The 18,551-nt window shown below is 58.8% G+C and carries 13 protein-coding genes; 7 read left to right on the top strand and 6 right to left on the bottom strand.

The annotated features are described in order from the left end of the window. Positions 1-154: 154 nt before the first annotated feature. On the bottom strand, positions 155-4,003 hold the full coding sequence (locus ACYZUA_RS06520) for a sensor domain-containing protein (RefSeq protein WP_461962460.1): 3,849 nt from the start codon (positions 4,001-4,003) through the stop codon (positions 155-157). Positions 4,004-4,288: 285 nt separating this feature from the next. Here ACYZUA_RS06520 and ettA point away from each other — a divergent pair, with 285 nt between their 5' ends. Then, on the top strand, positions 4,289-5,953 hold the full coding sequence (gene ettA, locus ACYZUA_RS06525) for an energy-dependent translational throttle protein EttA (RefSeq protein WP_461962461.1): 1,665 nt from the start codon (positions 4,289-4,291) through the stop codon (positions 5,951-5,953). 360 nt (positions 5,954-6,313) lie between these two features. Continuing rightward, on the top strand, positions 6,314-7,651 hold the full coding sequence (gene gdhA / locus ACYZUA_RS06530) for an NADP-specific glutamate dehydrogenase (RefSeq protein WP_461962462.1): 1,338 nt from the start codon (positions 6,314-6,316) through the stop codon (positions 7,649-7,651). Here gdhA and ACYZUA_RS06535 read toward each other — a convergent pair. The 3 genes from ACYZUA_RS06535 to ACYZUA_RS06545 all read right to left on the bottom strand — a co-directional run bounded on the left by ACYZUA_RS06535 (position 7,648) and on the right by ACYZUA_RS06545 (position 10,922). Next, the gene (locus ACYZUA_RS06535) at positions 7,648-8,142 is read right to left on the bottom strand and encodes a GreA/GreB family elongation factor (protein ID WP_461962463.1); all 495 of its coding nucleotides are present in this window, start codon (positions 8,140-8,142) and stop codon (positions 7,648-7,650) included. The two genes, gdhA and ACYZUA_RS06535, sit on opposite strands and share 4 nt — an antisense overlap. Positions 8,143-8,486: 344 nt before the next feature. Further along, positions 8,487-10,340: an Lnb N-terminal periplasmic domain-containing protein gene (locus ACYZUA_RS06540; protein WP_461962464.1), complete on the bottom strand. Its 1,854-nt coding sequence runs from the start codon at positions 10,338-10,340 to the stop codon at positions 8,487-8,489. Positions 10,341-10,433: 93 nt separating this feature from the next. Then, a complete protein-coding gene (locus tag ACYZUA_RS06545; RefSeq protein ID WP_461962465.1) occupies positions 10,434-10,922 on the bottom strand; it encodes a DUF3015 domain-containing protein in 489 nt (162 codons plus the stop codon). Positions 10,923-11,197: 275 nt separating this feature from the next. Here ACYZUA_RS06545 and ACYZUA_RS06550 point away from each other — a divergent pair, with 275 nt between their 5' ends. Both ACYZUA_RS06550 and ACYZUA_RS06555 read left to right on the top strand, forming a co-directional pair. Next, complete coding sequence (locus tag ACYZUA_RS06550) at positions 11,198-13,636, top strand: Lon protease family protein (protein ID WP_461962466.1); 2,439 nt, start codon at positions 11,198-11,200, stop codon at positions 13,634-13,636. A 324-nt stretch (positions 13,637-13,960) separates the two neighbouring features. Then, positions 13,961-14,302: a PA4575 family protein gene (locus ACYZUA_RS06555; protein WP_046048783.1), complete on the top strand. Its 342-nt coding sequence runs from the start codon at positions 13,961-13,963 to the stop codon at positions 14,300-14,302. Between the two features lie 5 nt (positions 14,303-14,307). Here the strand turns inward: ACYZUA_RS06555 and ACYZUA_RS06560 are convergent, their stop codons facing one another. Continuing rightward, positions 14,308-16,137, bottom strand: coding sequence for a hypothetical protein (locus ACYZUA_RS06560; protein ID WP_461962467.1), 1,830 nt, complete (start codon positions 16,135-16,137; stop codon positions 14,308-14,310). Positions 16,138-16,308: 171 nt separating this feature from the next. Here ACYZUA_RS06560 and ACYZUA_RS06565 point away from each other — a divergent pair, with 171 nt between their 5' ends. The 3 genes from ACYZUA_RS06565 (at position 16,309) to ACYZUA_RS06575 (ending at position 18,039) form a co-directional block, all read left to right on the top strand. Next, positions 16,309-16,797, top strand: a complete 489-nt coding sequence (locus tag ACYZUA_RS06565; protein WP_282381060.1) for a TIGR00645 family protein — start codon at positions 16,309-16,311, stop codon at positions 16,795-16,797. A gap of 204 nt (positions 16,798-17,001) precedes the next feature. Beyond that, positions 17,002-17,301: a DUF6482 family protein gene (locus tag ACYZUA_RS06570; RefSeq protein ID WP_461962468.1), complete on the top strand. Its 300-nt coding sequence runs from the start codon at positions 17,002-17,004 to the stop codon at positions 17,299-17,301. 120 nt (positions 17,302-17,421) lie between these two features. Beyond that, complete coding sequence (locus tag ACYZUA_RS06575) at positions 17,422-18,039, top strand: FKBP-type peptidyl-prolyl cis-trans isomerase (RefSeq protein ID WP_046048787.1); 618 nt, start codon at positions 17,422-17,424, stop codon at positions 18,037-18,039. 131 nt (positions 18,040-18,170) lie between these two features. Here the strand turns inward: ACYZUA_RS06575 and ACYZUA_RS06580 are convergent, their stop codons facing one another. Beyond that, positions 18,171-18,428, bottom strand: coding sequence for a PA4570 family protein (locus tag ACYZUA_RS06580; RefSeq protein ID WP_008154268.1), 258 nt, complete (start codon positions 18,426-18,428; stop codon positions 18,171-18,173). Positions 18,429-18,551 lie beyond the last annotated feature (123 nt).

Consider the following 18,551-nt stretch of genomic DNA (forward strand, 5'->3'; position numbering starts at 1 on the left):
GACAAGTGGGCTTCATGACGGGATCAGCGGTGATCGTGCTGGCCCAATCGCCAGCAGGCTGGCTCCCACAGTAATTGCGATAGCCTGCAAATTCCCTGACCGACATAAAATCTTGTGGGAGCCAGCCTGCTGGCGATGGCCTCCCCACAAAATCTCAGTCGAACATGAAGAGCGCATCATTGCTGAACTGCGCTTCAAACCGGTTCGCCGGCATCGGCCGACCGAACAGATACCCCTGAACCTCGTCGCAACCATGCTCACGCAGGAAGTCGAGTTGCTCGTGGGTCTCCACGCCCTCGGCGATAACGGCCAGATTGAGGCTGTGGGCCATGGCGATGATCGCGCGGGCGATCTGCGCATCCTGCTCACCCGACGGCAGGCCGTCGACGAAGGTGCGGTCGATTTTCAGCACGTCGATCGGGAACTGCTTGAGGTAGTTGAGCGATGAGTAACCGGTGCCGAAGTCGTCGACCGCAATGCTCAGGCCGAGATTTTTCAGCCCGGCGAGAATCTGCATCGCTTCGCTGACTTCGCGCATCAGAATACTTTCGGTCAGTTCCAGCTCCAGGCATGCCGGCGGCAGGCCGGTTTCCCTGAGGATGGTGGCGATCCGCGTCCCGAGTTGGCCGTCGGAGAATTGCCGGGCCGAAATGTTCACCGACACCTTCGGCACCCGGACCTTGGCCTGATGCCAGGTCTTGAGTTGACGGCAGGCCTCGCTGATCACCCAGTCGCCGACATCCACCACCAGGCCGAGCTCTTCGAGCACCGGAATGAAATCTCCCGGCGGCACCAGACCGCGTCGCGGATGGCGCCAGCGCAACAAGGCTTCAGCGCCGGTCAGGCGTTTGCCGTCGCCGCTGAACTGCGGTTGGTAATACAGCACAAATTCGTCTTGCTCCAAGGCATGACGCAAGTCGCTTTCCAGCTCCAGACGCTCCAGGGCACTGGCGTTCATGTCGGCCTGATAGAACTGGAAGTTGTTCTTGCCACGCTCCTTGGCGTGATACATCGCGGTGTCGGCGTTTTTCATCAGTTGGCTGAGTTCGTTACCGTCCTGAGGGCTCAGGGCGATGCCGATACTGGCGGTGACGAAGAACTCGCGGCCTTCAAGCACGAACGGTTTCACCAGGCTGGCGAGAATCTGTTCGGCCACATGAATCGCCCGGTTCAAGGCAATTTCACGGTTGGCGCGCGGTTGCAGCAGCAAGGTGAACTCATCGCCGCCCATGCGCGCCACGGTGTCGTCATCATCGACACAGCCGAGCAGGCGCGTGGCCATCTCCTTGAGCATGCGATCGCCGGCGGCGTGGCCCAGGGAATCGTTGATTGGTTTGAATCGGTCCAGGTCGAGGAACATCAGCACCACCCAGGACTTCTGCCGTTCAGCCGATTGCAGCGCCGTGTGCAGGCGATCCTGGAACAGCGTGCGGTTGGGCAAGTGGGTCAGGGCGTCGTAATAGGCGAGGCGGTGAATCCGCTGCTCACTGGCCTTGCGTTCGCTGATGTCGCTGAAGAAGCACACGTAGCTGGCCAGATCGCCTTCGTCATCCAGCACTGCCGTGATCCCGACCCAGGCCGGGTAATGCTCGCCATTGCGTCGTTTGAGCCAGACTTCGCCTTCCCATGTGCTGTGCTGATGCAATTGCTTGAGCACGTAACGCAAATGCGCTTCCTGCTGTTCGTCGACGGTCAGCATGTTCGGCAACTGGTCGAGCACCTGCTCCACCGCATAACCGCTGACACGGCTGAAGGCTTCGTTGGCCTGAACGATATAGCCGGCAGGGTCGGTGATCAGGATCGCCGAGGTCGAGTGCTCAAATACGGTCGCGGCCATGCGCAGGTCTTTTTCGGCCCGGCGTTGCTGGCTGATGTCGCGACCGACGCCCAGCACGCCCTCGAATGCACCGTGTTCGTCCCAAACCAGCACCAGCCGCAGTTCGATAGGAATCTTGCGCCCGTCGGCCCGCAGGCAATCGAACAAAAACAGTTGGGTCTGCACTTGGCTGCGCAATTGCGCCAGTTGCTCGGGTTTGTTCAGCGCTTTGCTGACCCGGTCCATCAGGCTGTAAATGCCGGCTAGCTGTTGCGGGTTGGCGATGGTCGATTGCCAGCCGTTCTGGAAAATCCAGTCGGCGTCGTAGCCCAGCACGGCTTGCACCGACGGGCTGACGTAGTTGAGGGCCATCTTGCTGTCGGTCGAGAAAATCACGTCGCTGATGCTTTCGGCGAGCATCCGGTAGCGTTGCTCGCTGTCGCGCAGGGACTCACTGGCTTCAATCTGATCAGTGATGTCCTTGGCCACGCCGATGATTCGCGTCACCTGATCGTGCTTGTCCCGCGCCAGCGCCTGTTCGCGGATGTCGAAACGCCGCCATTTACCGTCCCGGTGGCGGAAGCGCAGCTGGCATTGCATCAATTGTCTGTAACCGGCCTGGCGCTGGGTTTGGCGTGAGCGGTGGTAGAAATCGGCATCTTCGGGGTTCAGCAGAATTTCCCAGAAGTACTCGCCCATCTGGTGCAGTTCGGTACGGTTGTAACCGAGCGTCTGGCCCAGGTGGTGGTTGCTGAAAATCATTCGCTGGCTGATCACGTCTTGCACGTAAAGATGATCCGGCACGGTGCGCACCACGTCAGACCAGAATCCTTCACGCTCCAATAGCGACAGTTCGACAAGCTTGCGACTGGTGATATCGGTGATGCTCAGGATCACCGCTTTATAGTCGTCCTGGTCTTCCGGCAGACGCAGGACCAGCCACACGTGCTGGTCGCGACCATTGGCGTCTTGCAGTTTGATTTCCAGTTCCAGCTGTTTCTGCTGGTTGAGCACCGCGTCGAGCACTTGATCGCCGATTGCGGTGCCGTCCTGCGGGTTACCGTCGATCAGCAGTTTCCAGGCTTGCTCGCAGGTGTTGACGTTGAGCAATTGCAGGGCGACCAGGTTGACCTCGGTGATGCGCAGTTCCTGCAGCAGGTGCTGGCGTTGTTGCGGTGTATCCAGCCAGGCCTTCAGGTGTTCGCTGCTGTGCAGTTGAGCCTTGTCGAAGACGCTTTTGAGCCCGGACACATCGAGTACACACAAGGCGACGCCGGTGCCTTCGAAAATGTCCTGGTAGCGTCGACGGCCTTCGTGCACCTGGCGCTGGCGGCGGCGCATGTTCAGCAGCGCGATGAACGGCAGCAACGAGAAGGCCAGGCCCAGAAGGCATTTGCCGATGAACGCCGGCAGTAGCTGTTCGATCACCTGTTGTCGGTCGAACAACCCGCGCAGTTGCCAGTCGCTGCTGCTCAGGGGCACGGTCAGCACGCTGTTGGCCAGCTCATCCGCGGTCAACACCGTCGGAGTGGCTGAGGGCTGCGCATCGTCGCGGCTGATGATCTGGTGATTGACGCGGTTTTCCACCACCCACAGCGGGCGAATAGCGGTTTCGTTTGGTTTGGTCAGCGACGAGGAAAATGTCGGCGTCAGGCGCAGAACCCAGTAGCCGCGGGTGCTGCCGCTGGCTTGATGCAGCAGCAGATGCACCACCGAACCGTCATTGGCGTTGCTGAAATAATGGGCCTGGGCGTGACTGCGACGGACCAGTTCGCTCAGGTAGTCGGCGTCATCGCTGTTGTCGGCGCTGTCGGTGAGGACTTTCCCGGAAGGGCTGAGCAACGCGAGGCTGCGCACGTCGGGCAAGGATTTTTGCAGTTTGCGCAGCAGCGCCTGCTGTTCGTCGGCGCTTTGCGGTTGTTCGACGATCGGTAGCAGGTTGAGGGCGATCTGGGCGTTGAGCGCCATGTTCAGGCTGACTTGCGAGGCCAGATCGGCGGTGTAGTCGATGGTGTACTGACGCTGGTGTTGTTGGGCATCGCGAAGCTGATCCAGCAACTGCCAGAACAGCAGCGCGAGCAACAACAGGGCGAGCGCCGCCAGCGTGCCCTTCAAGGACCCACGCAGGGGTGAGCCGGTCGCAGGATTGAGTGCGCTCACGGAAGATGAGGGAGTGACATTAGACAAACTGTAATCCTGCGGTTTGGCTGGACTGGCGCGACGTGCACTATAAGCCGGACGCCCGGAGGGCGGCTAGCATGCCCTGAGTTGTGGCAAAGTGCCAGTCCCGCTCGGCTGGACTGCCTTCCGTCAATCAGGTAGCTTTGCCGGTTACGCGGGAGCGTTCCAGCTCCTAGAATCAGGCTTTTTCAGCGCGCACGTATTGATAGCTATCAATCGGACGACGCGCACGGCCTGGCCGGGCATCGCCCGCGCCCCAATCATTCATCGTTCACTGACCCTAGGTTCTCCATGGCTCAATACGTATTCACCATGCATCGGCTGGGTAAAGTTGTTCCGCCGAAGCGGGAAATCCTGAAAAACATTTCGCTGTCGTTCTTCCCGGGCGCCAAGATTGGCGTACTCGGCCTCAACGGTTCGGGTAAGTCCACGCTGTTGAAAATCATGGCCGGCGTCGACACCGAGTTCGAGGGTGAAGCCCGTCCGATGCCGGAGCTGAACATCGGCTACCTGCCGCAAGAACCGATCCTGGACCCGACCAAGACCGTGCGTGAAGTGGTCGAGGAGGCGGTCAGCGTGATCAAGAACGCCCAGGCGCGCCTGGACGAGGTCTACGCGGCTTACGCTGATGAAGATGCCGACTTCGACAAACTGGCCGCTGAACAGGCCAAGCTCGAAGCCATCCTGCAGGCCAGCGACGGTCACAACCTGGATCGCCAACTGGAAGTCGCCGCCGATGCGCTGCGTCTGCCGGCCTGGGATGCCAAAGTCGAATTCCTGTCCGGTGGTGAGAAGCGTCGTGTGGCCCTGTGCCGCCTGCTGCTGTCCGCACCCGACATGCTGCTGCTCGACGAACCGACCAACCACCTGGACGCCGATTCCGTCGCCTGGCTGGAGCACTTCCTGCACGATTTCCCGGGCACCGTGGTCGCGATCACGCACGACCGTTACTTCCTGGACAACGTTGCCGGCTGGATCCTCGAACTCGACCGCGGCGCCGGTATCCCGTACGAGGGCAACTATTCGGGTTGGCTTGAAGCCAAGTCCGATCGTCTGGCTGCCGAATCCAAGCAGCAGTCGGCCCACGAAAAAGCCATGAAGGAAGAACTGGAGTGGGTGCGCAAAGGCGCCAAGGCCCGTCAGTCCAAATCCAAGGCTCGTCTGCAACGCTTCGAAGAAATGCAATCGCAGGAATTCCAGAAGCGCAGCGAAACCAACGAGATCTACATCCCGGCCGGTCCACGGCTGGGCGACAAGGTCATCGAATTCAAGAACGTTTCCAAGGGCTATGGCGATCGCGTGCTGATCGACAACCTGTCGTTCTCCATGCCTAAAGGCGCCATCGTTGGCGTGATCGGCGGTAACGGCGCGGGTAAATCGACCCTGTTCCGCATGCTGATGGGCAAGGAAACACCGGATTCGGGCAGCATCGAAGTCGGCGAAACCGTGCAACTGGCGTGCGTCGATCAGAGCCGCGACGACCTGGACGGCAGCAAGACTGTGTTCCAGCAAATCTCCGACGGTTCGGATCAGATCCGCATCGGCAACTACGAGATCCCGTCGCGCACCTACGTCGGTCGTTTCAACTTCAAGGGTGGCGATCAGCAGAAGTTCGTCAAGGACTTGTCCGGTGGTGAGCGCGGTCGCTTGCACCTGGCACTGACCTTGAAAGAGGGCGGCAACGTCCTGCTGCTCGACGAACCGTCCAACGACCTCGACGTTGAAACCCTGCGTTCCCTGGAAGAAGCCCTGCTGGACTTCCCGGGCGCCGCCATTGTGATCTCTCACGATCGGTGGTTCCTTGACCGCGTCGCGACTCACATCCTGGCGTACGAAGACGACTCGCAAGCGGTGTTCTTCGAAGGCAACTACACAGAGTACGAAGCCGATCGCCGCAAACGCCTCGGCGAAGCGGCTGCTCAGCCGCACCGTGTACGGCACAAGAAACTGGCCTGATTTCAGGTGGGTTGCATGAAAGAACGGAGCCTTCGGGCTCCGTTTTTTATGGGGTTTCAGATAGGCCGTAGCGCGGCCTTCGCGAGCAGGCTCACTCCCACAGGGGGGCAGTGTCAGCAGGTAAAACCCGGTCTATTGTGGGAGCGAGCCTGCTCGCGATGGCGGTTTACCTTGTGGTGCAAGACTCCAGATACAAATCCCTGTTCGGGTGCAAAAAACTCGCAAAAAGCCGATGAATTTATATCCAGCGCACCATTTATTTTCATAAGTGCGACATTTTGCGCTGTCGTGGTGCGCAATCAGTTTGCTAAAGTCCGGCCCAATCTCTTCCAACGACAATAAATTTGCCGAGACTTTTCCATGATCGAATCCGTTGAATCCTTCCTTGCCCGCCTGAAAAAACGTGACCCTGACCAGCCTGAATTCCATCAGGCCGTGGAGGAAGTCCTGCGTAGCCTGTGGCCGTTTCTTGAAGCCAATCCGCACTACCTGACTTCGGGCATTCTGGAGCGGATTTGCGAGCCGGAGCGTGCGATCGTTTTCAGGGTTTCCTGGGTCGACGATCAAGGCAAAGTGCAGGTCAATCGCGGATTCCGCATCCAGATGAACAGCGCCATCGGTCCGTACAAGGGTGGGCTGCGTTTCCATCCTTCGGTGAACCTTGGCGTGTTGAAGTTCCTTGCCTTCGAGCAGACCTTCAAAAACTCGCTGACTTCGTTGCCGATGGGCGGTGGCAAGGGCGGTTCGGATTTCGATCCAAAAGGCAAAAGCGATGCTGAAGTCATGCGGTTCTGCCAGGCCTTCATGAGCGAGTTGTATCGTCACATCGGTGCCGACGTTGATGTTCCGGCCGGTGATATCGGCGTCGGTGCCCGCGAGATCGGTTTCCTGTTCGGCCAATACAAGCGCCTGAGCAACCAGTTCACCAGCGTGTTGACCGGCAAGGGCCCGAGCTATGGCGGCAGCCTGATTCGCCCGGAAGCTACCGGTTTCGGCTGTGTGTACTTCGCTGAAGAAATGCTCAAGCGCAGCGGTGAAACCGTCGAAGGCAAACGCGTGGCCATCTCCGGTTCCGGCAACGTGGCGCAATACGCGGCGCGCAAGGTCATGGACCTGGGTGGCAAAGTGATTTCCTTGTCCGACTCCGAAGGCACGCTGTACTGCGAAAGCGGTTTGAGCGAAGAACAGTGGCTGGCGGTGCTGGAGCTGAAAAACGTCCAGCGCGGGCGCATCAGTGAACTGGCCGGCCGTTTTGGCCTGGAGTTCAAGGCTGGCCAGCACCCGTGGGCGCTGAGTTGCGACATCGCGCTGCCCTGCGCGACACAAAACGAACTGGATGCCGAGGCGGCCCGCACGTTACTGCGCAACGGCTGCATCTGCGTGGCGGAAGGCGCGAACATGCCGACCACCCTTGAAGCTGTAGACCTTTTTATCGAGGCGGGGATTCTGTTCGCGCCGGGCAAGGCGTCTAACGCGGGCGGGGTCGCGGTGAGCGGGTTGGAGATGTCGCAGAACGCCATGCGCCTGCTGTGGACCGGTGGTGAAGTGGACAGCAAACTCCACGCGATCATGCAGTCGATCCACCACGCTTGCGTGCATTACGGCGAAGAGAATGGCCGGATCAACTACGTCAAAGGCGCGAACATCGCCGGCTTCGTCAAGGTTGCCGACGCGATGCTCGCCCAAGGCGTTGTTTAACCCGGTTCGATACGGATGATCTCGATCAGATGATCGCCAGCCGGACGTTGCCACAGCACCTCGTCGCCGAGTTGCGCCCCGAGTAGCGCCCGGCCCAGCGGTGAACCCCAATTGATCAGGCCCGCAGAAGCGTCGGCCTGATCTTCACCGACCAGTTGCACGGTTTGCTCGGTGCTGTGTTCGTCGGCGAAGGTCACACGGCTGCCGATCTGCACTTTTTGCGTTGAGGTGGCGGCGGTCACGACCTGAGCGCTTTGCAGGCGTTGCTTGAAATACCGCAAATCCCGTTCAAGGTCGGCCAGGCGCTGCTTGTCGGCGTGCTCTCCTTTGGCCGATTGCTCGCTGTGCAGGTGTTGCAATTCGGCGACTTTCACCTGCAACTGGGTCAGTCCCGTGGGCGTGACGTAATTGGGCTGCGCACTGACCTGCCGTTCGACAGGCTGATCGGCTTGCGCGGCGGCGTTATCTTCATTGACGAAGGCGCGACTCATGGTTTTCTCCCGTTATAGGGTTTGGGCCATGGTCGCAGGCTTTTAGTTTCCACAGATGTCTGTGGGCGACTGATTGCGAGCGAAAAGCAGGTCGTCTACCACCCCGCGATCAACATCAGCAAACCCACCACACCCACGCAACGCCACATCTCAGACTCCCGACCGTCAACGGCCTATGGGAGAAGTCTAGGAGTGGAGTCGTGAGCGGGATGTGAAAGAAAGATCAAAAGATCGCAGCCCTGTAGGAGCACAGCTCGCTGGCGATGGCATCACCTCGTTCTATCCGAATAACCGCGTCGATACCATCGCCAGCAAGCTGTGCTCCTACAGGTGAAGCGGGGCGGTTAGTAGTGATACCACTTCAGCTCAAGCATCACTTCGTTTTCGGGCGACGCCAGGTGGCTGAATTCGCGCTGGGCACTCAGGCGTAAACCCAGGTTGCGCGACAATTCCCACTGCTGATTCAGACTCACGCTACGGCGCACTTCGCCGTTGGTGAAGAAGTCGCCCTTGGCTTCCAGGCTGAAGTTGCCCAGCGGGTTTTTCCACAGCATGCCGCTGTTGAAGCCTGCCGCCGGCGCGATGAAGCCGGCAAAGTCGTTGTTGTGTTCAACGCGCACGGTGCCCAAAGCAAAGCCGAGCATGTCGTCGCCCAGTTGCCAGGTTCCGCCGCCACCGCCATTGACGTGACTGACCAGGGTTTCGTCGTCATGCTTGCCCGGCACGCGCTCCAGGCCGCCGGTGACTTGCCACGAGAGCGGTTGCAGCAACTCATTGCGCGGGGTCAGGGAGCGGATGGTCGCCAGGTCAAATTGCTGCAACTGCCAGTGATTGCCTTCGTACTGGCGCAGTTTCATTTGCAGGATTTCAATTTGCGCACCGAGGGGAAAGCTCTCGGCGTTGTCGTTGAGGTCGTGATACGCCATGCGCAGGCCATATTCGCCAAAGGCCTTGTCGCCCCGAGTGCCGATGCCGGCCTGCCAAGTGCGCGATTCATGGCCGTCCTCGGGCAAGCCGGGTTGCGGGATGTCCAGCTCCGGCGCGGGATTCTGGTTGATCGCCCGCAGCAATTCGAAGCTGCGCTGCGCCCGTTGCGGGTCGCGTTCCTGGCCGTTGGCGCGGTAGCGCTCCAGGCGATAGGCCGCGTCGATGATCAGCGCCTGACGCTCCTTGGGCTGAGCCTTGAACGCCGGTTCCTGCAATTGCTTCTGGTCGGCGCTGACTTTCAGCACCCACTCCTGTTCTTCATGGGTCAACGGCTCGGCGCGGCTCAGCAATTCACGTTCGCGAGACGGTCGATACTGAATGGACTCCACCAGTCCGGCTTCTTTCACTGCTTTGACAGTGTCGGTAGGAATCGCGGTCAGCGGGAACTGTTCGGTCAATCGCAGGCTCGGGCGGGCGACTTGCAGCAGTTCCAACAGACGATAAGAGCAGTTTTCGTCGAAGAAAAAATAGTCGAACTGGATCTGCTTGAGCTCCCAGACGTGCTCGACCATGCGTTCGGTTTCTGCCTGAGTCAGGTTCAGGCGGTATTCCCACAGATCGCGGTTCTCGAGACTGCGGTACTCCGAGAGTTTTTCCTGATAAGGCACCAGCGCAAACAAACCGGGATAGCCGCCCATCAAGCCTTTCCAGGCATACAGGATGCTGTTGTCCGAGCCTTCGATGTACGCGCCGAAGTTGATCGCATAACTGAGCAGGGCAGTTTGATCGCTTTGTACATTGGCCTGGTCGATGCGCAGCAATGTGTGGCCGAACATCGATGACGGACTGTTCAGATACGCCGCCGGGAAAATCATCACCGCACTGTGGGGCGAAACATCCTTGAACCATTGCTTGAATTCAGTGCAGGGAAGCGTCGGCAGATCGCTCAGGTTGAGCTGTGCTTTGAGCCAGCGAGTGCGGGCCGGGTAGACGCATTGCGCATGCTTTTCGCCAGCACTGGCCGGGGCGTACAGCGCTTGCACGGTCGCCCCCAGTTCACGGTCAGGATGTTCATTGCCGTCGGCGGCGAGGAAGAATTTCCTGTCGCTGACATAGCTGCGCCAGCCGCCGAGTTTGGCGGTTTCGTAGTGACCCAGGGAAATCCAGAAGGGGTCATTGGCCAATTGCTGCAAACGTTGATTGTCGATTTTGGGCGTGGCAGACAGCGGGGCGCAGACACAGAGCGCCAGCCAGACAAGGCGTTTGAGCATAGTGAGCAACTTAAGTCGAAAGAAACAAAGACCCAAAGAGGGACAGGTCCAAAAAATAAAACCCGCTCCCCAAGAGGAGCGGGCGGGTCGAGCTTAAGCTTGAGTAACGTACTTGGCCAGACGAGGATCGCTCTTCAGAACGGCCAGGGTGTTGGTATGCACATCGTCAGCGGTCACGTCAGCCTTGCTGAAGATCTGCTGGAAGTGCTGATGAGTGACGGCGGCGAAATGCGCACGGTCTTCCGGCGCCACGCCCAGTACCACGGCGTAAGTGGTCAGCGCTTCGCCCTGACCTTTAGCCATGTCTTCAGAGAGCTCGTTCATCATGCCATTCATGGCAATCCAGGATTTGCCGCCATAGGTCAGCGACGCATTGGTGGAGCAACCGTTGGTACCCGAGGTCATACCGAACGTTGCGTTGCCGGAAGTGCCGTTTGTGGTGGATGCCAGGAAGTGAGCCGGGGTGCCACGCTGACCTTCGAACAGCATGTTGCCCCAACCGCAATCCGGGCCGCCTGGCGCCTGTGCCATGGCGTTGATGGATACAGCGGTGAAGAGAGTACCGAGAAGAATCCGTTTCATAGCTTTGTTCTCTTTAAGTGCATACCAATGGACAGGGGTCTGGCCCGATCTGGCGCCAGTGGGCCGGTTATTGTTCCAGCCGCGCAGTTTGGAGTTTAGGCATGTTCCTGGGGTTTCGTAATCTTTTGCGAAACATTCCTTGAAAACACTGATTTTGACCCTCTCGGCCCGGGGCTGACGCTTTGTCTGAACTTTGGCTAGAGGCGCGCCTTGCAAGTGAGGTATGGGCAGCGCCAGAATGCCGCTATCTGCCCCGCCTGATGTAAGGAAGCCCGATGCCTGATCCTGTTGCTGCCAGCTTGCGTCTAGCGCCCGAAGCGCTGACCCGTCCGTTTTCCGCTGAACAGTTCAGCTTCTCTACCACCAATGATTTGGAGCCCTTCCGCGGTGTGCTTGGCCAGGAACGTGCGGTCGAAGCCTTGCAGTTCGGTGTGGCAATGCCACGCCCCGGTTACAACGTCTTCGTCATGGGCGAGCCCGGCACCGGCCGGTTTTCGTTCGTCAAACGCTACCTGAAAGCCGAAGGCAAACGCCTGCAGACCCCGGCGGACTGGGTCTACGTCAACAATTTCGAGGATCCTCGCGAACCTCGTGCACTGGAGTTGCCGTCGGGCACCGCCGGCGCCTTTATCGATGCCATCAACGGTTTGATCGACAACCTGCTGGCGACTTTTCCGGCCGTGTTCGAGCACCCGTCCTACCAGCAGAAGAAAAGCGCCATCGACCGCGCCTTCAACCAGCGTTACGACAAGGCGCTGGATGTGATCGAGCGCCTGGCGCTGGAGAAGGACGTTGCGCTGTACCGCGACAGCACCAATATCGCCTTCACGCCGATGAGCGAAGGCAAGGCTGTGGACGAAGCCGAATTTGCCCAGTTGCCGGAAGTCGATCGCGAGCGTTTTCACGAGGATATTTCGTGGCTGGAAGAGCGGCTGAACGAAGAGCTCGCCAGCCTGCCGCAATGGAAGCGTGAGTCGAGCAATCAACTGCGCCAGCTCAACGAAGAAACCATCACCCTGGCCTTGCAACCCTTGCTCGCGCCGCTGTCGGAAAAGTACGCGGAAAACGCCGGTGTTTGCGGTTACCTGCAAGCGATGCAGGTGTATCTGCTCAAGACCGTGGTCGAGCAACTGGTGGACGACAGCAAGGCAGACGCCATCGCCCGCAAGCTGCTGGAAGAGCAATACGCGCCGAGCCTGGTGGTCGGTCATCCATTCAGCGGCGGTGCGCCAGTGGTCTTTGAGCCGCACCCGACTTACGAAAACCTGTTCGGCCGCATTGAGTACACCACCGATCAGGGCGCGCTCTACACCACGTATCGACAGTTGCGTCCGGGTGCGCTGCACCGCGCCAACGGCGGCTTCCTGATTCTTGAAGCGGAAAAAATGCTCAGCGAGCCGTTCGTGTGGGATGCGCTCAAACGCGCGCTGCAATCGCGCAAGTTGAAAATGGAATCGCCGCTGGGCGAGATGGGCCGTTTCGCCACGGTGACCCTGACACCGCAACACATTCCGTTGCAGGTCAAAGTCGTCATCATCGGCGCCAGGCAGCTCTACTACACGCTGCAGGACCTCGATCCGGACTTCCAGGAGATGTTCCGCGTCCTGGTGGACTTCGACGAAGACATCCCGATGGTCGACGAAAGCCTGGAGCAGTTCGCCCAGTTGCTCAAGACCCGCACCTCCGAGGAAGGCATGGCGCCATTGACCGCTGATGCGGTGGCGCGTCTGGCGACTTACAGTGCTCGCCTGGCTGAGCACCAGGGGCGTTTGTCGGCGCGGATCGGTGATCTGTTCCAGTTGGTCAGCGAGGCGGATTTCATTCGCCAACTGGCCAGTGACGAAATGACCGACGCCGGGCACATCGAACGTGCGCTCAAGGCCAAGGCCACGCGTACCGGGCGCGTCTCGGCGCGGATTCTCGATGACATGCTGGCCGGGATCATCCTGATCGACACGGACGGCGCGGCGGTGGGCAAATGCAACGGGCTGACAGTGCTGGAGGTCGGCGACTCGGCATTCGGTGTGCCGGCGCGGATTTCCGCCACGGTTTATCCGGGCGGTAGCGGCATCGTCGACATCGAGCGCGAGGTCAACCTCGGTCAGCCGATTCACTCCAAAGGCGTGATGATCCTCACGGGGTATCTGGGCAGCCGATACGCCCAGGAATTCCCGCTGGCGATTTCCGCGAGTATCGCCCTGGAGCAGTCCTACGGTTACGTCGATGGTGATAGTGCATCGTTGGGCGAGGCTTGCACGCTGATTTCGGCGCTGTCGAAAACCCCGCTCAAGCAGTGTTTTGCGATCACCGGTTCGATCAACCAGTTCGGTGAAGTGCAGGCGGTGGGTGGGGTCAACGAGAAGATCGAAGGCTTCTTCCGGCTCTGCGAAGCCCGCGGGTTGACCGGGGAGCAGGGCGCAATCATTCCCCACGCCAACGTTGCCACGCTGATGCTCGACGAGAAAGTGCTGACGGCGGTGCGCGCGGGGCAGTTCCACGTCTACGCTGTGCGCCAGGCTGATGAAGCCCTGAGCCTGTTGGTCGGCGAGCCGGCCGGTGCGCCGGACGCCGATGGCCAGTTCCCTGAAGGCAGCGTTAACGCGCGGGTGGTGGAGCGCTTGCGGGTCATCGCAGAAATGATCAGCGAAGAAGACCTCAAGGAAGCCGAGAAAGAGATGGCGCAGGAAGCCTTGGTGGAAACCAAGCCTGCCTGATACAGAAACAATTTGAGGATCACATAGATCCACTGTGGGAGCGAGCTTGCTCGCGAAGAGGGAGTGTCAGTTGACATCAATGTCGCCAGACACACTGCTTTCGCGAGCAGGCTCGCTCCCACATTTGTATCCGGTGCACTCCGAAAAAGTGCCATCAGTCTGGCGTCAATATTCACACAGTGACCATTCGGCGCCTTCTGGTCTCACTTGACGTGCTAGTCAGACTTTTCTTCTATTCTCAGGTCAAGGATATCGACAGTAATCACTGGATCGAGACAGCCCTCCCGTGGGGGCTGAACACCGGATCTACCGAGGGTCGCCGCCATGTCGCGCAACCTCTGCCTCACCCGTCAATGCCTGGGCCTTGTGACCCGTATCGAGTGTGCCATCCGCCCATTGGCGGGGGATACGGGCATGTGGACCTTACTCTTCGCCGCTGGAATGGCCGGCGAACAACCTTCTGCCATCAAAGCCCAGGGCCCGTTCCATGGTCCCTTTGTGGCTGAGTCGATCCTCGACACCATCGTTGAAAGTCTCACCCTGCACGGCTATGAGCTGGCCGATGATCCGCAAATCTGGTGCCTGCACCTGCAAGCTCAGCTGCGGGAAATCAATGGTGGCCGCTGCCGCAACCCTGGAGGTTTCGAGTTTCGGCCCGAGCACTGAACAGGCTATTGAACAAGGTTGGACGTGTCCGCCTTGTCGAGTTTGACCTCGAAGCCATATTGCACGGTGGAGAGGTCGGTTCGTTGATAGGTTTCCAGACGGGTTGGCTGCCCGTAGAAGTAATGCACCCCCAATAATGCCGGGCCTTCTGCGCTCGCATCGTGGCTGACCGAAACAATCTCCTTCAGATAATTGCCGCTGTCGTCCTTGGCGAAGAAACGCCAGTCCTGGGCGGGAAACTGCTTCAGATCAACCACCAGCGCATTGCCTTTGAGTACCAGCCCTTTGGGCAACTGGTGGGCGTCGATGGTTTTCTTTTCGACGGTGGCGAGAAACAGCGGCATGGAGCCCACCGCGTAAGCCGGGGTTTCTGGAAACAGGTTCAAGTCGTAGGTGATGGTGCCGCGCAGGGGGTCGACCTGGTAAGCCTCTGGCGGCAATTCGATCGGCTCATCGCGTTTGCCGTTACCGTCCTCGGTAAAGAAGCTGACCGGGCTTTCACCAGGGTTGAAGGAGGTGCCGAGCAGTTCATCATTGAAGCTTTTCAGGTGATCGAACTCGATACGCGCGGCACTGGGGTCTTCGACCGACTGACTGATGCGGACTGTCTTTTTCAGTTGTCCCTCGCCAAGCGTTGCGCCTTTGAGCCATGCCGGGGCCTGGTCGTCATACACCACCACCGGCAACGTCAGTGGCTGGATGGTTTTTTCCGTGGTGTGTGGGTCGAAGCGACGGACTGGCAAGTTCAGGTCTTTGCGGGTCACCGTGGCGGTTGAAAAGTCCAGTACGCTGACCTCAAGCGTTTCGATCGGCCCGTTGAAGTACACCTTGGAATAATGGTGGCTCTGTTGCTTCTCGAAGGCGCGCTGCTCTTCCTCGAACTGTTTTTCGAAACTCTCGCTCCAGGCTTTCTGCTGTTGCATTTTCGCCAGTTGCTTTTGATAGAAGGCTATTTGTGCGGCGTTTTCGTTGATCGAGCCTGCGCGCGAGAGAAATTGCCCGGTGCTGTCCTTGGCCTGGACGATCAGCGGGTTCAGCGGTGTTTCGCCGACTTCGGGGGCGGGTGGCGCGCTGTTGTTGAACTCGATTTCGGCGTAGTTGTTTGCAAGGTTCAGCAGGGTGACGCTGAGGTTGTCGTTGATGCGAGTCTGGCCGACATCTTTTTTCGTCAGGTCGAAGCTGTAGAGCCGGCCTGGCGCGATCACTTCCACCTTGCCTTGCAGGCTCACCGGTTGTGGCTGGTTCATGTTTTCGACCCCCAGGCCATCGATGAAGGGGTAGGTCACCGTCAGGTCGTCGGGGTTGGTCAGGTTTGAGCTCGATGGGCTCAGTTGAATTCCAGGATCGGTTTCTGACCATTCCGGCTGAAACGGGATGACGCGTTTGTTGCTCAAAGTCACCGATTGCCATTCAAGACTATGGGGGAAGAGAAACGCGATCGGGATGTTGAAGTTGAAGGGGAACACCGGTTGCAGATCGGTCAGATAGTCGGAACTGGAATCCTTGTGCAGCACGAACAGACCGTTGATGTACGTGTCGACCAAAGCCTGGGGCGTCGGATAGTGCTTGAGGACGGCGAGGGCGTCTTCGCCATATTCTGTTTCCACCGGTTTGCTGTCGAGCTTGAGTTGCGCACGCTCGAGCAACAACAGTGAGCCGCCGAGTTCAGCCACGGCATCCTTGAGTTTTGGGTCCTGAATCGCATCCAGGGACTTCTCGAACTGTGCAGTCTTTTCCTCGAGGCTGACCTGGCGCTTCTCATCGCTGGGTGAGCAGGCGCTCATCAGCAAAGCCAGGCAAATGCCGGCGCTCGTTAAAGGCAATCGCACATCCATTTCCCGTCTTCCTGTCCGATGTCGCTGAGCTTTTGATGCTTTGGACACTAGCAGAAAAACCTTGTCACACACACGCAGGTTGCGGATTTCCCGACGGTTTCTGGCTGCTTCTGGGTACAGACAGGCGGCTGGTATACTCGCAGCCATTTTCAACCCCACGTGTGAGAGTCAATGGAACGCTTTATCGAAAATGCAATGTACGCCAGCCGCTGGCTGCTGGCGCCGATCTACTTCGGTCTGTCCCTCGGGCTGCTGGCCCTGGCGCTGAAATTCTTCCAGGAAGTCTTCCACGTCATCCCTAACGTGTTCTCGATGGCAGAGTCGGATCTGATTTTGGTGCTGCTGTCGCTGATCGACATGGCGCTGGTGGGCGGCCTGCTGGTGATGGTGATGATCTCCGGGTACGAGAACTTCGTTTCCCAACTGGATATCGACGAAGGCAAGGAGAAGCTCAACTGGTTGGGCACCATGGATTCCTCTTCATTGAAGATGAAGGTGGCCGCTTCCATCGTGGCGATTTCGTCCATCCACCTGCTGCGGGTTTTCATGGACGCCAAGAACATCGATCCCGAGCATTTGAAGTGGTACGTGATCATCCACATGACCTTCGTGATTTCGGCGTTTGCCATGGGTTATCTGGATAAGCTGACCAAGCACTGATTCGCACAACCCCTGTGGGAGCAAAGCTTGCTCGCGATGGCATCACTGCGGTTTGTAGGTAACCGCGGTGATGTCATCGCGAGCAAGCTTTGCTCCTACAGTCGGGTGGTAAACAGACGGGCGGTGTCGTTTGTGGCTTGTACTTTGATGCGCCGAGGCTTATGCCTGTAAGGATCTTGGCTCGCCACTGTGTGAGGTGTGTTCATGAACCTGCAAGAGTTGAATGCCTATGCCATCGCCGGGAAGATCGATGAGCTCAACCTGATCTCGATGGAAGGCGGGATCTACCTGCTGGAAGCACGGATGCACGGCGCGGCGTATCCGCTGAGTGATACCCACGGCCAGACGTTTCATCTGCGATCGATCGAGCATGCGCGTGAATTGCTTCATTCCTTCCCCAACTTGCCATTCAACCTTGTGCACACCTCGGTTCATGATGAAATGTGCGGGTTGGGGGGGAGCACCGAAGAGAGTCTGAAGGTCCCGATCGGGTGTCAACACTGACGCCCCTCATCACACAATGGCATCTGTGCTAGTCTGCTGGCCCTTTTGGTTCCGGGCGCTCCGGGGCGCGCTGTGTACGCACGGCAAGTTCCAGGGCCGTCCGCACAGCGGAGCAGTGTCATGTCCGAAGTAAATCTGTCCACCGACGAAACCCGCGTCAGCTACGGTATTGGCCGTCAGCTGGGCGACCAACTGCGCGACAACCCGCCACCGGGCGTTAGCCTGGACGCAATCCTGGCAGGTCTGACCGACGCTTTCGCCGGCAAGGAAAGCCGTGTGGGTCAGGAAGAAATGTCCGCGAGCTTCAAGGTCATTCGCGAAATCATGCAAGCTGAAGCGGCTGCCAAAGCTGAAGCCGCTGCTGGCGAAGGCCTGGCATTCCTGGCTGAAAACGCCAAGCGTGACGGCATCACCACCCTGGCTTCCGGCCTGCAATTCGAAGTGCTGACTCAAGGTGAAGGCGCCAAGCCAACCCGTGAAGATCAAGTGCGCACCCACTACCACGGCACTCTGATCGACGGCACTGTGTTCGACAGCTCCTACGATCGTGGTCAACCTGCAGAATTCCCGGTTGGCGGCGTGATCGCTGGCTGGACCGAAGCCCTGCAACTGATGAACGCCGGCAGCAAATGGCGCCTGTACGTGCCGAGCGAACTGGCTTACGGCGCTCAAGGCGTTGGCAGCATTCCGCCGCACAGCGTACTGGTATTCGACGTCGAACTGCTCGACGTTCTGTAAGACCCCGATATCACATCGGGCTAATGTGGGAGCGAGCCTGCTCGCGATAGCGGCGTGTCAGTCAGCAGCAATGTTGGCTGTCAGATCGCAATCGCCAGCAGGCTAGCTCCCACAGTTTTTTGCGCTGATTTTCATATTTCGATCTTGTGGTGCAGTTCGCTCGTCGGGCGCAATGCCCGGGCATAGCAGAACAGAAACAGATTACGCACCAGTTCCTTGAGCACCACCGGCTCGCTGGAACTTAAGCCGTTGACGTCCAGATCACCCTGATCCTGCAGCTCGTTCAAGGCTTCTTCTTCAAGCACCGCACAGACTTCCCCGGTTTCCCGATGCAGGATCCTGAGGTAAGGGTGTGGGCGGTCCAGCCAGGCGTCGATCAAATAAGTCATGGGTCTCATCTCCATTGAAGGGTTCAATGAGAATAATTCTTATTCATCAAATAGCAAGGACCTATTGGCGGTTTGTGCTTTTTTAAGGGTAAAGGTTGCATAAGGTCAAAACGGCTGGCGTTT

The sequence above is a fragment of the Pseudomonas sp. LS2P72 genome, assembly GCF_054897865.1.

Excerpts from the sequence above, each read along its gene's own strand:
- ACYZUA_RS06565 (WP_282381060.1), top strand. The coding sequence starts at position 16,309 with ATGGAACGCTTTATCGAAAATGCAATGTACGCCAGCCGCTGGCTGCTG.
- ACYZUA_RS06545 (WP_461962465.1), bottom strand. The coding sequence starts at position 10,922 with ATGAAACGGATTCTTCTCGGTACTCTCTTCACCGCTGTATCCATCAAC.
- ettA (WP_461962461.1), top strand. The coding sequence starts at position 4,289 with ATGGCTCAATACGTATTCACCATGCATCGGCTGGGTAAAGTTGTTCCG.
- ACYZUA_RS06570 (WP_461962468.1), top strand. The coding sequence starts at position 17,002 with ATGAACCTGCAAGAGTTGAATGCCTATGCCATCGCCGGGAAGATCGAT.
- ACYZUA_RS06560 (WP_461962467.1), bottom strand. The coding sequence starts at position 16,137 with ATGGATGTGCGATTGCCTTTAACGAGCGCCGGCATTTGCCTGGCTTTG.
- ACYZUA_RS06555 (WP_046048783.1), top strand. The coding sequence starts at position 13,961 with ATGTCGCGCAACCTCTGCCTCACCCGTCAATGCCTGGGCCTTGTGACC.
- gdhA (WP_461962462.1), top strand. The coding sequence starts at position 6,314 with ATGATCGAATCCGTTGAATCCTTCCTTGCCCGCCTGAAAAAACGTGAC.
- ACYZUA_RS06550 (WP_461962466.1), top strand. The coding sequence starts at position 11,198 with ATGCCTGATCCTGTTGCTGCCAGCTTGCGTCTAGCGCCCGAAGCGCTG.
- ACYZUA_RS06580 (WP_008154268.1), bottom strand. The coding sequence starts at position 18,428 with ATGACTTATTTGATCGACGCCTGGCTGGACCGCCCACACCCTTACCTC.
- ACYZUA_RS06575 (WP_046048787.1), top strand. The coding sequence starts at position 17,422 with ATGTCCGAAGTAAATCTGTCCACCGACGAAACCCGCGTCAGCTACGGT.
- ACYZUA_RS06540 (WP_461962464.1), bottom strand. The coding sequence starts at position 10,340 with ATGCTCAAACGCCTTGTCTGGCTGGCGCTCTGTGTCTGCGCCCCGCTG.
- ACYZUA_RS06535 (WP_461962463.1), bottom strand. The coding sequence starts at position 8,142 with ATGAGTCGCGCCTTCGTCAATGAAGATAACGCCGCCGCGCAAGCCGAT.